Below are 13,765 nucleotides of genomic sequence, written 5' to 3'. Positions count from 1 at the left end.
CTGGCCCGCAGGGACTGCCTGCGGGCGTCGGGTGACTCAGGGTTATTTCATGATCCGATCGTCAACGTAGTTTCGTTTATCTGCTGCCGGCGGGAAATACTGATAGAGCCAGGTTTCGCTGATGGCTTCTCCCTGACAGCGCAGGAACAGACGCATCTCCACCGGGTCGGTTGAGTCGGTGGTCGGATACCAGTCGAAAAGGATCCGGTAGCCATCGAACGGCTCGACGTAGAGGATCTCAATCTGCTTCGCTTCCCCGCTGGAGAGGGTGATCACCGGTTCAATACCGCGCGGCGCGGCCGCCTTCAAATCGCCGCCGACAAAGTCGATGGCAAAACGACGCGCCCACTTATCCGGGTAGTGTTCACCCGGCGCCCATCCCTCGGGGAAGCCCCCCATCCCGGTGCGGGTGGCCAGAACGCGCGCCAGCGGAGTGCTCACCGGCGGCTGCGCGCTCCAGTAAAGACGGTAGCGGAAGTCCAGTTCGTCGCCCGCCTTCACCGCCTTTTCCGGCTGCCAGAAGCAGACGATATTATCCAGCGTTTCGCCGGTAGTTGGGATCTCCATCAGGCTGACCGCCCCTTTGCCCCACTGGTTACGCGGCTCAACCCACAGGCTGGGACGCTTGTTATACCAGCCCATCACATCCTGGTAGTGGGAGAAATCACGGTCCAGCTGCAACAGACCAAAGCCGCGCGGGTTCTTGTCCTGGAAGGCATTGAACTGCAGCTTCTGCGGGTTATTCAGCGGCCGGCAGACCCATTCCCCGTTGCCCAACCACATTGACAGCCGATCGGAGTCGTGGATTTGCGGATGGATGGTGTCGCACATCCGCCGCTCATTATTGCCGCAGCTGAACATACTGGTCATCGGCGCGATACCCAGCTGTTTGATATCCTTGCGGGCGTAAAGGTGGTTTTCCACGTCCATGATAACCTGGGTATCCTGGCAGTGGATGGTGAACTTGTAGGCGCCAGTGATGCTCGGGCTGTCCAGCAGCGCGTAAACGGTAAACACCGTGGCGTCCCCTTTGACCGTTTCGAACCAGAACGACGTAAAGTCGGGAAACTCTTCCGGGGTATCGGTAAAGGTATCCACCGCCAGACCGCGGGCCGACAAGCCATACTGATAGGTGCTGTCTACCGCGCGGAAGTAGCTGGCGCCGAGGAACGCCACGATATCGCGGCGCGCCAGCTCCGGCGCTTTAAACACCCGGAACCCGGCGAAGCCGAGGTCAGACTGTCCTTCCAGCTGACGGGTATCCACACCGGCGTCATTGTACTTAAACAGCTCCGGACGGAAGTGGATCTCGCGCGCCTGCTGGGTGCTGGCGTCTAAAGAGAACATCCGCACGCGGCGACGGAACCCCATCCCGACGTGGAAAAACTGGATGTCCAGCTTACGCTCTTCAATATTGTTCCACAGCGAGTGGTTGGCATCGTACTGGATGCTGTTATAGGCCTGCGGGGTGAGATTGGCGAGCGTCGGCGGCAGATCGCGCGGGGCGCCGCCCCATGGCTGGCGCGCCAGATCGTGAGCCATCGCCTGCAGAACAGCATAATCAAAACGACGCGTTTGCCCGTCGGCAATGCCCGCGTCTTCGGCAAAAGCGGCCTGACTGAATAAGGAAGCGACTCCTGACGTTCCGCATACGGCGGCAACAGCCATGGAAGATTTAAGAAAACGTCTGCGGTTCATGCCTGAGAAAGCGTCCTTCTGCACGGGTGAATTGATTCGCAACGCGTCATCACGCTGCGTGATAATTTCCGCCCACTCTAGACAAAAACGATTAATAATCCAATTGTTGCCAGCAGAAAAAAGGTAAAAAAGCCCTGTCCAGAGGAACAGCCTGTTTTTTTCATTTCCTCTGACGTGTAGCCTGGGCATACACGCTGCCTGCCGCTTTTTACCCCTGACTATTCAAGGGAAATCTATTCTCCAGTGCTGAATATTCACCCCATGTATCGCTCCTCGCCGCGCGCGTTTTTTCGGCACGATTCGCGCAAATTTCCATCGCGCCTGGTGCTAACTTTTCCCCGATAACCGCTATCTTTCTTCACGTTAGCGGCCAACAGGGGAGAGCCGTTCGGGCTGTCCCGCCACGCTCTCCAGGGAATTCATTCAGGAGTCATGCCATGCAAGTGAAAGCAGCCGTCACGCTGGGCTACCAGCAGCCTTTTGTCATCAAAGACGTCGAGGTCGCCCCGCCGGGGAAGGACGAGATATTAGTGAAAATTGTCGCCACCGGCGTCTGCCATACCGACGCCGTGATGCGCGACAACCCCGGGGTGGTGCCTATGCCGGCGATCCTCGGCCATGAAGGCGCCGGGATCGTTGCCAGCGTCGGCGAGGCGGTTAGCGGCATCAGAGTAGGAGACCACGTGGTGCTCAGCTACGCCGCCTGCCACCACTGCGAAAATTGTTTAAGCAACCACCCTTCGGCTTGCGAAGATTTTAATACGCTTAATTTTGGCGGCCGACGCGAGGATGGCACCACCCCCTACCGGCTGGGAGACCAGGATCTGTCCCTGTTCTTTGGCCAGTCGTCTTTCAGCCAGTATGTGGTCACCCGCGCCAGCAACGCGGTCGTGGTCGACCCGGAGGTTGATCTCACCCTGCTCGGCCCGCTGGGCTGCGGTATCCAGACCGGTAGCGGGACGGTGCTCAACCGCCTGAAACCGGTGGTCGGCGAATCGCTGGTGGTGTTTGGCTGCGGCGCGGTGGGGCTCAGCGCCATCATGGCAGCGAAATTAACCGGCTGTTCACAGATTATCGCGGTGGATATCCATGCCAGCCGCCTCGCCCTGGCGGGCGAACTGGGCGCCACCCATCAGATCAACGGCAAGGAACAGGATGCCGTCGCCGTGATTAAACAAATCACCGGTAAAGGCGCCCACTACGCGGTGGAAACGACCGGCGTCTCCGCTATCGTTCTGCAGGCCGTACACGCGGTGAAACCGCTGGGAACGGTGGCGATTGTAGGCTTTACCGGAGATATCACCCTTAACGTGCAGAACGACCTGATGGCGGAGGGAAAATCGCTGGTCGGGGTGATTGAAGGCGACGCCGTGCCGGCGCTGTTTATTCCGCTGTTGGTGCAACTCTATAAACAGGGAAAATTCCCTATCGATAAGCTTATCGCCCGCTATCCGTTGGCCGATATCAACCAGGCCTTCGCCGATTCGGCGTCCGGCAAGGTGATCAAGCCGGTGGTGGTCATGTGAGATAACGTCGCCACCGGTCGGTGGCGACAGTTGCGCATTATGGGATTTATTCCAGCGTCACGTGATGCTTCATCACCCGGCGAAACAGCGCCAGTCTGGCGCGCATAAAGCGGTTCTCCACTTTAAACCCGGCGCGCTTATGCAAGCCAATGCGCAACAGGCGATCCCGCCCGCGCAGGCACGCCGGCCAGCGCACCGCGCCGGAAAGCGTCTGCTCGCCGCTGGCGAGGCGGGCAAACTGCGCCCAGTAGTCAGCGACCTGAGCGGCGAAGGCCAGATCCGCTTCGCTGGCGTACTGCCGCACCGGGTCGGTCAACCGCAGGTTATCAAACACGTAGGGCACCTCGTTGCCATGCCAGGCCCCATGCGGGTAGGCGTCATGCTCCGCTTCCGCGACATAATCAAACCAGTAGCGCCAGCACGGCTGACCCACGCGCTGTTGCGCCTGCATCACTACATAACCAAGGGTGGTGAAGGCCATGTCGCGGCATACTTCCCGCCCCAGCGCTTCATCGCCCTTCACGCCGGGATAGAGGAGTTTGATCAGCCCCAGCCCCAGACGGCGCTCTCGGCGCAGCTTCTGGATCTGCCCGGCAATATCGACGCCGAACACGGCCATCACGCTGGCTTCATCGCTATTGGAGCCGATCATCACCGGTATCGGATGCTGGCGGCCGGCAAAGAAGGTCTCCAGCATCGGCTGCGGCAGCACCGCGTCTCCGGCAATAGGCGCTGGCCCGGTATTCAGCGGCGCGGTGAGCGACCAGAAGGCCTCCGCGGGGATCGCCCGCAATTCCTCAGCGCTGGCTTGCGGTAAGGCGAAGTGTTCCGCCAGCAGGCGCCCTTTTTCCAGCGCTTTTTCCCGCGGCAGATCGGGTAGCGTATACCCGCTCTGAATAATCGCTTTATGAAACAGCCCTTTCGCTTTCGGGGAGGCCATTAGCGACAGCACACTGCGCGCCCCGGCGGATTCGCCAAACAGCGTGACGTTGGCGGCATCCCCGCCGAAGGCGTGGATATTCTCCTGAACCCACTGCAGAGCGGCAATCTGATCGAGCAACGCGAAATTATAGAGACGTTCGCCCGCCTCTTCTTCCAGCGCCGGATGGGCGAAAAAACCGAGATGGCCCAGCCGGTAGTTAACTGTCACCACCACCACGTCGCGGCTGGCAAGCGCTTTGCCATCGTAAGGCGGCAGGCTGCCGGCGCCGATGGTAAACCCGCCGCCGTGCAGCCAGACCATCACCGGCAGCGGCTGCGCTGCGCTGGCCGGGGCCCAGACGTTGAGATATAAGCAGTCTTCGCTGAAGGCGCCAGGATCGCCGCCGCCGAGCTCGCGGCAGTAGTCAATGTCCTGCCAGCTGGCGGCGGAAAAGGTCTCGGCTGGACGTACCCCCTGCCAGCGGGCGGCTGGCTGCGGCGCGCGCCAGCGCAGCGGGCCCACGGGCGGCGCGGCGTACGGAATGCCGCGCCAGATATGAATCCCCTGTTCTGCGCTCCCGGCCAGCGTTCCCTGACGGGTTTTCGCCAACGGTTTCGACGGATGTTGCATAACCTGCTCCCTGTAAGGCTGATGCCAGCAGGGTACTGATTTTACAGCAGACCGCAACGTCGTTTGCTGCGCTCCTCCGCCTGTCGGTATAGTTCAAACTCATCCTGCACCGGGCAGCCCAGAGCTGCCTCAAACGCCTCGCGACTGGCGTTCCCGTGGCTGCGCGCCTGGGTTTCGTTGCCCAGATTGGACTGAAAAATGCCCGCCGCGCTGACCGGTAAAAAATCTTCATAAATAATCGGCTGGGCGACCACCCACCCGCGCTCAATCAGCGGCTGCGGATCGTCGCCCGGGCGAAACGCCTGGCGATGTGCCTCACCCGTGGGCGTCAGGCGGTAGCGAAACCAGGCCAGCCCCTGCTGACGGAGCAGAAATTCGCTGTCGGGAAATTCGCTAAACACCTCCTGTAGATGTTGCTGGTGGCTGAGATTGTCTTTCCCGGTTCCTGCCGCCTGCAGCAGCCGATCGTACAGCGCGCGCCCTTTCGGCGTCAGCGCCACGCCCCGCTGCTCAATTTCGCCAAAGCGGGCGCTATGGGTGCCTCGGTGTTCTCCGGCGAACATCACCGGCTCCTCAAGCGCCTTAAAGCTGGTCTGCCGCAGGAGGATCGGGACCTCCCGGCGCGGTGGCCCTTCAATCAACGCTTTGGGTTCAATACCGCACTCCGGCATCAGGGACTGGACGCGGTCAATATCCAGCGTCCGCGGCGTGAGATGGTTGATATGACACCCCGGGAAACAGACCACATCGGCAATCAGGCGGTGCTCGCGATGCAGAGCATGGTAAGTCTCCTCATCGACGGTGGCTTGCCGGTGCCAGCGGAACGTCTCCAGCGCCTCCTGGACAAACTCGCGCGCGTCGGCAGAGGTGAATTCGCCCTCTGCTTCATACTGCGCAATCAGCGCCAGGCAGCGGGGGGTGAAGATTTTGCGCCGCGCGAGGATCGCCTCGGCCCGCTCGCGCAGGGCGCGATTTTCAATCAGCTCCAGGCGTAGCAGCGAGGTGAAAATCCGAAATGGATTGCGCGCCAGCGCGGCATCGTCGATGGGACGAAACGCCGTGGAGTGGACCGGCACGCCGGCCTGCGAGAGATCGTAATAGCTAACGGGATACATCCCCATGATGGCAAACATGCGACGGAGCGTCGCCAGTTCTTCCGCTGTGCCCACGCGAATCGCGCCGTGGCGCTCCACGTTTAAGCGCGCCAGCTCGTCAGCGTTAGCGAGCTGTTCATGCAGCTGCGGATTATTTTCCAGTACCGCCAGGTTGACGTCAGCCACCAGCTCCAGCAGCGTTCCGTACTGCGGAACTTCCTGCTGGTACATGGCCGACATGGCCTGCGAAAAGTGCTCCCGAATCTCATCAGCCGTGATGGTGTTCGCCATGATGTGTTACCTCCAGTGAATACTTCCTGGAGTGTAGGAAAGCTGCCTCGCGGCGGGGGGAAGAATTTACAAACTGTGATGGCGATAACCTGCCGCCGGCCCAGGTCGTTGCTCAAAACATAACCCATAGTTATGAAAAACACCCGGTAATTTCACTTTAAATTAACAATACATTTACACACACTGCTTCTGGCGACATTACAACAATATGCCCCTCTACCGTCTACACGGAGTACCCTATGAACGACAAATGGTCCCCACGTGAGGTTGTCCATCGCGATTACAGTAGCCACCCGCCCGCTTACGCGCCGGGCTATAAAACCAGCGTCCTGCGCTCGCCAAAAAACGCCCTCATCTCTCTGCAGAACTCGCTGTCAGAGATCACCGGCCCGGTATTTAGCCGCGACGACCTCGGCCCTCTGGATAATGACCTAATCCTGAACTATGCCAAAGAAGGCCTGCCGATCGGCGAGCGGATCATCGTCCACGGTTACGTGCGCGATGGATTCGGCCGACCGATGAAAAATACGCTGGTGGAAGTCTGGCAAGCCAATGCTGGCGGTCGCTACCGGCATAAAAAAGATCAGTATCTGGCGCCGATTGACCCGAACTTTGGCGGCTGCGGCCGGGTGCTTACCGATGAAAACGGCTATTACTGTTTTCGCACCATCAAACCCGGCCCCTACCCCTGGCGCAACCAGGCCAGCGACTGGCGTCCGGCGCATATCCATTTTTCTCTCTCGGGCGACGCCTGGGCCCAGCGCCTGATCACCCAGATGTATTTTGAAGGCGACCCGCTGATTAAGCAGTGCCCGATCGTCAGGACTATTAAGAATGACGACGCCGTGCGCACGCTGATCGCCGAGCTGGACATGCACGCCGCCGTACCGCTGGATTGTCTGGCCTACCGCTTCGACCTTGTTCTGCGCGGCCACCGCGCCACGCTGTTTGAAAATCGCACTCAGGGGGCCGCCCGATGAAAGAGTATCTGCCTGAAACCGCCTCGCAGACGGCGGGACCCTATGTTCATATCGGCCTGGCGCCGGACGCCGCAGGCTTTCATATTTTTGAGAAAAATTTTGGCCCGGTCCTCACTACCGCCGATACCGCCGGGGAGCGCATCACCATTGAAGGCCGGGTTATCGACGGCTCCGGGACGCCGGTCCGCGATGTGCTGCTGGAGATCTGGCAGGCCAACGCCGCGGGTCGCTATAACCATCCTGACGATCGTCAACAGCAGAAAGCCGTCGACCCGGCCTTCCGCGGCTGGGGGCGAACCTGCTCTGATTTCACCTCCGGCATTTGGCGCTTTGAAACCATCAAGCCGGGCCCGGTGGTCGGTCGCGATGGCCGGCTGATGGCGCCGCACGTCAACCTGTGGGTGGTGGCGCGGGGGATCAATATTGGCCTGAATACGCGGATGTACTTTGCCGATGAACACGCGGCCAACGCCAGCGACCCGGTGCTGAATCTCATCGAGTGGGAGGTGAGGCGCAAAACCTTAATCGCCGAGCGCGAGGTTCGCGGTACGGAAGTGGTCTATCGTTTTGACATTCATCTGCAGGGCGAGAACGAAACCGTCTTTTTCGATATTTAGCCGTCGCGGTGACCGCCATCTTCGCCCCGTTTCTGCGGGGCGAAGGTGTTTTCAACCACAGGGAAAGATCTTGTCATGTAACCAACTCAAATGTTAATAATATTTTGCTATCTGGTTATCAAATTTAAACAAGTCCGCTTGTCTCTTTCACCGCTGTGTTTTTAACATCATCTTACTATGGAAAAAAATGGTCTCTTCAGTCAGCGCATTCGCTTGCGCCATCTACACACCTTCGTGGCCGTCGCTCAACAGGGAACGCTGGGGCGCGCGGCTGAAACATTAAATCTGAGCCAGCCAGCACTCTCGAAAACGCTTAACGAGCTAGAACAGCTGACCGGTACCCGGCTGTTCGAGCGGGGTCGTCTTGGGGCGCAGCTAACCCTGGTCGGCGAACAGTTTCTGACGCATGCCGTTAAGGTGCTTGACGCCCTTAATTCGGCCGGCCAGGCGCTGAACCGCAAAGAGGGCCTGAATAACGACATCGTGCGCATCGGCGCGCTGCCCACCGCCGCGCTGGGGATCCTGCCGACGGTGATCGGCCAGTTTCACAAGCAGCAAAAAGATATCACGCTGCAGGTCGCCACTATGAACAACACCATGCTGCTTGCCGGCTTAAAATCCGGGGAGATCGACATCGGCATTGGACGTATGTCCGACCCGGAGCTGATGAGCGGGCTGCATTACGAACTGTTGTTCCTTGAATCCCTGAAGCTGGTGGTTCGCCCGGGACATCCCCTGCTTCAGGAGACGGTGACCCTTAGTCGGGTGATGGAGTGGCCGGTGGTGGTCTCACCTAAAGGCACCGTGCCGCGGCAAAACGCCGAAGCGCTGCTCCAGAGCCAGGGCTGTAAGATGCCCGCCGGCTGCATCGAGACCCTCTCCGCCTCCCTGTCGCGCCAGCTGACGGTGGATTTTGACTATGTCTGGTTTGTCCCTTCCGGGGCGGTAAAAGACGATCTTCGCCGTGGCGTGCTAACCGCCCTGCCGATCGCCACCCAGGGCGCCGGAGAGCCCATCGGCATTTTAACCCGCGTCGATGCGACACTGACTCCGGGTACGCAGACGCTGCTCAGCGCTATCCGTAAGTCCATGCCTGCCTGACCCCCTTTCTCCCCGGCCCGCAGCGGCCGGGGAACCTGCAAACGCGCCGACGCCGCTCCCCATAACGTTAGACATATTCGGCAAAATAATCATTTAGTGCGAAATTATTTATTAACATTTGCGCAAACTTCTTTAACAGATCTATCATGCCTCGATTTCACCAAATGGTTCACTCGAAATCAGATCAAGCAACAAATACAGTTTTATGAAGGTTAAAACCACTTCATTCAAAAATGATTCAATAGCAACATGTTTCATTTGGTTCACAGTGAGGTGGCTAGTGTGGTTAAGGAGATTACATGGCAACTGGCAATGCGCCGCGCGGATTCCCCCGGATCCTGCAGTGGCTTCTCGCCGGACTGATGCTCATCATCGGTCTGGCTGTGGGTATTCTTGGGGCAAAACTGGCCCTCGTCGGCGGTACACTGTACTTCGCGCTGATGGGCGTGGTCATGGTCATCGCGGCGGTGTTGATTTTCCGCAACCGCCGCGGCGGTATTCTGTTATACGCCGTGGCGTTTATCGCCTCGGTGATCTGGGCGATTAGTGACGCTGGCTGGAACTACTGGCCGCTCTTCTCGCGCCTGTTTGCGCTCGGCGTACTGGCCTTCCTGGCCGCCCTGGTCTGGCCTTTCCTCGCCAGCCCACCGGCGAAAAAAGGCCCGGCCTATGGCGTCGCCGCCGTTCTCGCCGTGGCGCTGGCGGTGAGCTTTGGCTGGATGTTCAAATCCGCACCGCTGGTCAGCGCGACTGAAGCGGTACCAGTCAAGCCCGTCGCGTCAGGCGAACAGCAGAAAAACTGGGCGCACTGGGGTAACACCACCCACGGCGACCGTTTCGCCGCCCTCGACCAAATCAACAAACAAAACGTCAACCAGCTGCAGGTTGCCTGGGTAGCGCATACTGGCGATATCCCGCAGAGCAATGGCTCCGGCGCGGAAGATCAGAACACCCCGCTGCAGATTGGCGATACTCTCTACGTCTGTACCCCTTACAGTAAAGTGCTGGCGCTGGATGTGGACAGCGGAAAAGAGAAATGGCGCTATGACTCCAAATCCTCTTCACCCAACTGGCAGCGCTGCCGCGGCTTAGGCTATTACGCAGATAGCCGGGCGCAAACCGCGCCAGCGGCAGGCACGCAGCCGGCCGCCTGTTCCCGTCGTCTGTTCCTGCCGACCATCGACGCCCGCCTGATCGCCATTGATGCCGATACCGGCAAACTGTGCGAAAGCTTCGGCGATCGCGGTATTGTCGACCTCAGCGTCGGCATGGGTGAAGTGAAAGCGGGTTACTATCAGCAGACCTCCACCCCGCTGGTGGCGGGCAATGTGGTGGTGGTGGGCGGCCGCGTCGCGGATAACTACTCCACTGGCGAACCGCCGGGCGTGGTCCGCGCGTTTGATGTCCACACCGGCAAACTGGCATGGGCGTGGGATCCGGGCAATCCAGCGCTGACCGGTGTTCCGCCGGAAGGCCAGACCTACACGCGCGGTACGCCAAACGTCTGGTCGGCGATGTCCTACGACGCGAAGCTGAATCTGATCTATCTGCCCACCGGCAACGCCACGCCAGATTTCTTTGGCGGCGAACGTACCGCGCTGGACGATAAATACAGCTCCTCTATCGTGGCTGTGGATGCCACCACCGGCCAGGTGCGCTGGCACTTCCAGACCACACACCACGATCTGTGGGACTTTGACCTGCCGTCTCAGCCGCTGCTGTACGATCTGCCTGACGGCAAGGGCGGCACCACCCCGGTGCTGGTGCAGACCAGCAAGCAGGGCATGATCTTTATGCTCAACCGCGAGACCGGCGAGCCGGTGGCCAAAGTGGAAGAGCGTCCGGTGCCGGCGGGCAATGTCAAAGGTGAACGCTACTCGCCGACGCAACCTTACTCGGTAGGGATGCCGATGATCGGCAACCAGACGTTGACCGAGTCCGATATGTGGGGAGCGACACCGATCGACCTGCTGCTGTGCCGTATTCAGTTCAAAGAGATGCGCCATCAGGGCGTCTTTACCCCGCCAGGTGAAGACCGTTCCCTGCAGTTCCCGGGCTCGCTCGGCGGCATGAACTGGGGCAGTGTTTCGCTGGATCCAAACAACAGCCTGATGTTTGTCAACGATATGCGTCTGGGCCTGGCCAACTATATGGTGCCGCGCGCGAAGGTGGCGAAAGACGCCAGCGGGATCGAGATGGGCATCGTGCCGATGGAGGGCACGCCGTTTGGCGCGATGCGCGAACGTTTCCTGTCGCCGCTGGGCATTCCGTGCCAGAAGCCGCCGTTCGGCACCATGTCCGCGGTAGATCTGAAAACCGGGAAACTGGTGTGGCAGGTGCCGGTTGGCACCGTAGAAGACACCGGGCCGCTGGGGATCCGTATGCACATGCCAATTCCAATCGGCATGCCGACCCTTGGCGCATCGCTGGCAACGCAGTCCGGACTGCTGTTCTTCGCCGGCACCCAGGATTTCTACCTGCGCGCCTTTGATACCGCGAACGGCAAAGAGATCTGGAAATCGCGTCTGCCGGTCGGCAGCCAGTCCGGCCCGATGACCTACGTCTCACCGAAAACCGGTAAGCAGTACATCATTATCAATGCCGGCGGCGCCCGCCAGTCACCGGATCGCGGCGATTACATCATCGCCTACGCGCTCCCAGACCATCACTGATCGACATACACAAAAGGGCCCATCCGGGCCCTTTTTTATGGGTGACGATTCGCCTTCAGCGTCGGGGATTACTGGTCGCCAAAGTGGATCACGGTGCGAATCGATTTACCTTCATGCATCAGATCAAAGGCCTCGTTAATCTGCTCCAGCGGCAGGCGATGGGTAATAAACGGATCGAGGCGAATTTTACCCGCCATGGCGTCTTCCACCATGCCCGGCAGCTGACTGCGCCCTTTTACGCCGCCGAAGGCGGAACCGCGCCACACGCGGCCGGTCACCAGCTGGAACGGACGGGTCTTGATCTCCTGCCCGGCGCCGGCTACACCGATGATCACGCTCTCACCCCAGCCTTTATGGCAGCACTCCAGCGCCGCGCGCATCACATTTACATTGCCGATGCACTCGAAGCTGAAATCCACCCCGCCGTCGGTCAGCTCAACAATCACATCCTGAATCGGCTTATCGTAGTCGTTCGGATTGATAAAATCGGTCGCGCCCATCTCTTTAGCGAGAGTGAACTTATCCGGGTTGGTATCAACCGCCAGAATGCGCCCGGCCTGTGCCTGCACCGCGCCCTGGATCACCGCCAGACCAATGCCGCCCAGACCAAAGACCGCGACGCTATCCCCGGCCTTGACCTTCGCCGTGTTATGCACCGCGCCGATACCGGTGGTTACGCCGCAGCCCAGCAGGCACACTTTATCCAAAGGCGCCTGCGGATTGACTTTCGCCAGCGAAATCTCGGCGCAAACCGTATATTCGCTGAAGGTGCTGGTGCCCATATAGTGATAGATCGGTTCGCCATTGTACGAGAAACGAGTGGTGCCGTCCGGCATCAGTCCTTTACCCTGGGTGGCACGCACCGCCTGACAGAGGTTGGTTTTACCCGACTTACAGAATTTGCACTCGCCACATTCGGCGGTATACAGCGGAATGACGTGATCGCCCGGCTTAAGGCTGGTGACGCCCTCGCCTACTTCCACGACAATCCCGCCGCCCTCGTGGCCCAGCACCGCCGGGAAGACACCTTCCGGATCGTCACCGGAGAGGGTGAAGGCATCGGTATGACACACCCCGGTGTGGGTGATTTTCACCAGAACTTCGCCTTTTTTCGGCGGCGCGACGTCAATCTCAACGATTTTTAACGGCTGACCGGGTCCGAAGGCCACTGCTGCGCGTGATTTCATAACTGTCTCTTCCTCGTCGTGATGTTATTTTAAATAGGATCGTAGCAGATGACCGACCTCTGCCATTCTCGCGGCCCGCTGCTCAGGGGTGGTGTCGCCGCTGACCAGCTCGTCCTGCAGGTGGATCTCCACCATTTCGCCCATCAGGCCGTTCGCCGCCCCGCGAATCGAGGCGATCTGCTGCAGAATAGTCATACAGGGCTCGCCGGACTCCAGCGCGCGCTCAAGGGCTTCGACCTGGCCGCGGATGCGTCTTACGCGGCTGAGCGCCCGTTTTTTATCTTCAGGTGAATGTGGCACGATTACGCCTCCGTATCATATAGGGGGGTATACTATATTCTATTAGCGGTGAAGGCAAAAAAAAACCCCGTCGCGGGACGGGGTCAGGAAGTGAAAGAGGATGATTTAGCGCTTACGAGGCATCATTCGCAGCAGAGTATTATCCTTCCACCAGTAATGATGGAGCAGCGCGGCGAGAGCATGCAGGCCAATCACAAAGTACCCGGCATTGGCCAACCATTCATGGATCGCCTTCAGGGTATCCACCCGCTCAAAATCGCTCTGCGGGGCATACGGCATGGTCAGACCAAAGGCATACCAGGGGTTACCGCGCCAGTACATCATCACCATGCCGATCAACGGCAAGGCAATGAACAGCAAATAGATCGCCAGGTGACCAAGATGGGCGAAACCGGTCATCATCGGCGATGGTTTCGGTACGATCGGCGGCGCCGGCGATTTCAGCCGCACCAGCAGACGCGCCACCATCAGCACGAAAATGGTGATCCCGCAGGAAACATGCACCATATTAATCAATGGCCGTTCACTGCGGGGAAAAAACCCGCGCAGCTCCATCGCCGCATAGGCTACTACTACCAGCAAAAAAACCAGCCAGTGAATCCCAATCTGCAGGCCGGAATATTTATCGCGCATGGCATATCCTTTATGGAAAGTATGATGCTGCCAACATAGCGGCGTTCCCTTAAATTTTCATTAACCTTTACGTAGAATTAACAATTAATTACCGCTTTCTGCCGAGCCGCTATG

The 13,765-nt window shown here is 59.3% G+C and carries 11 protein-coding genes; 5 read left to right on the top strand and 6 right to left on the bottom strand.

Features of this window, described 5'->3' with window-relative positions; translation table 11 throughout:
* Positions 1-42 precede the first annotated feature (42 nt).
* Positions 43-1,698 carry a glucan biosynthesis protein D gene (locus AB1E37_RS11175; protein WP_002907489.1) on the bottom strand — a complete coding sequence of 552 codons (1,656 nt, stop codon included), beginning with the start codon at positions 1,696-1,698 and terminating at the stop codon, positions 43-45.
* Between the two features lie 437 nt (positions 1,699-2,135).
* Between AB1E37_RS11175 and AB1E37_RS11170 the strand changes: the two genes are divergently transcribed.
* Positions 2,136-3,224 carry an NAD(P)-dependent alcohol dehydrogenase gene (locus AB1E37_RS11170; protein WP_002907491.1) on the top strand — a complete coding sequence of 363 codons (1,089 nt, stop codon included), beginning with the start codon at positions 2,136-2,138 and terminating at the stop codon, positions 3,222-3,224.
* Between the two features lie 46 nt (positions 3,225-3,270).
* Here AB1E37_RS11170 and AB1E37_RS11165 read toward each other — a convergent pair whose 3' ends face one another.
* Entirely contained in the window at positions 3,271-4,776 is a 1,506-nt protein-coding gene (locus AB1E37_RS11165; protein WP_004151211.1) for a carboxylesterase/lipase family protein, read from the bottom strand.
* 41 nt (positions 4,777-4,817) lie between these two features.
* On the bottom strand, positions 4,818-6,161 hold the full coding sequence (locus AB1E37_RS11160) for a VOC family protein (RefSeq protein WP_002907549.1): 1,344 nt from the start codon (positions 6,159-6,161) through the stop codon (positions 4,818-4,820).
* A 239-nt stretch (positions 6,162-6,400) separates the two neighbouring features.
* Here AB1E37_RS11160 and pcaH point away from each other — a divergent pair, with 239 nt between their 5' ends.
* From pcaH to AB1E37_RS11140, 4 genes are all read left to right on the top strand, one after another.
* A complete protein-coding gene (pcaH, locus tag AB1E37_RS11155) occupies positions 6,401-7,141 on the top strand; it encodes a protocatechuate 3,4-dioxygenase subunit beta (protein WP_004214973.1) in 741 nt (246 codons plus the stop codon).
* Positions 7,138-7,758 (top strand): protocatechuate 3,4-dioxygenase subunit alpha, encoded by a 621-nt coding sequence (gene pcaG, locus AB1E37_RS11150; protein WP_004143799.1) that lies wholly within the window; start codon positions 7,138-7,140, stop codon positions 7,756-7,758. Before pcaH ends, pcaG begins: the two co-directional genes overlap by 4 nt.
* Before the next feature lie 177 nt (positions 7,759-7,935).
* Entirely contained in the window at positions 7,936-8,859 is a 924-nt protein-coding gene (locus tag AB1E37_RS11145) for a LysR substrate-binding domain-containing protein (RefSeq protein WP_004143800.1), read from the top strand.
* 299 nt (positions 8,860-9,158) lie between these two features.
* The gene (locus tag AB1E37_RS11140) at positions 9,159-11,531 is read left to right on the top strand and encodes a membrane-bound PQQ-dependent dehydrogenase, glucose/quinate/shikimate family (protein WP_004898584.1); all 2,373 of its coding nucleotides are present in this window, start codon (positions 9,159-9,161) and stop codon (positions 11,529-11,531) included.
* A gap of 68 nt (positions 11,532-11,599) precedes the next feature.
* Here AB1E37_RS11140 and AB1E37_RS11135 read toward each other — a convergent pair whose 3' ends face one another.
* The 3 genes from AB1E37_RS11135 to cybB all read right to left on the bottom strand — a co-directional run bounded on the left by AB1E37_RS11135 (position 11,600) and on the right by cybB (position 13,651).
* Positions 11,600-12,718: an S-(hydroxymethyl)glutathione dehydrogenase/class III alcohol dehydrogenase gene (locus AB1E37_RS11135; protein ID WP_004143804.1), complete on the bottom strand. Its 1,119-nt coding sequence runs from the start codon at positions 12,716-12,718 to the stop codon at positions 11,600-11,602.
* A gap of 24 nt (positions 12,719-12,742) precedes the next feature.
* On the bottom strand, positions 12,743-13,018 hold the full coding sequence (locus AB1E37_RS11130) for a metal/formaldehyde-sensitive transcriptional repressor (protein WP_002907563.1): 276 nt from the start codon (positions 13,016-13,018) through the stop codon (positions 12,743-12,745).
* Positions 13,019-13,123: 105 nt separating this feature from the next.
* Positions 13,124-13,651: a cytochrome b561 gene (cybB, locus tag AB1E37_RS11125; RefSeq protein WP_002907640.1), complete on the bottom strand. Its 528-nt coding sequence runs from the start codon at positions 13,649-13,651 to the stop codon at positions 13,124-13,126.
* Positions 13,652-13,765 lie beyond the last annotated feature (114 nt).

The sequence above is a fragment of the Klebsiella sp. Shm-1 genome (assembly GCF_040804525.1).
Taxonomy (GTDB): Bacteria; Pseudomonadota; Gammaproteobacteria; order Enterobacterales; family Enterobacteriaceae; genus Klebsiella; species Klebsiella pneumoniae.
The sequence above is the reverse complement of the archived record's forward strand: the minus strand, read 5'-3'. Positions and strand labels throughout refer to the sequence as shown.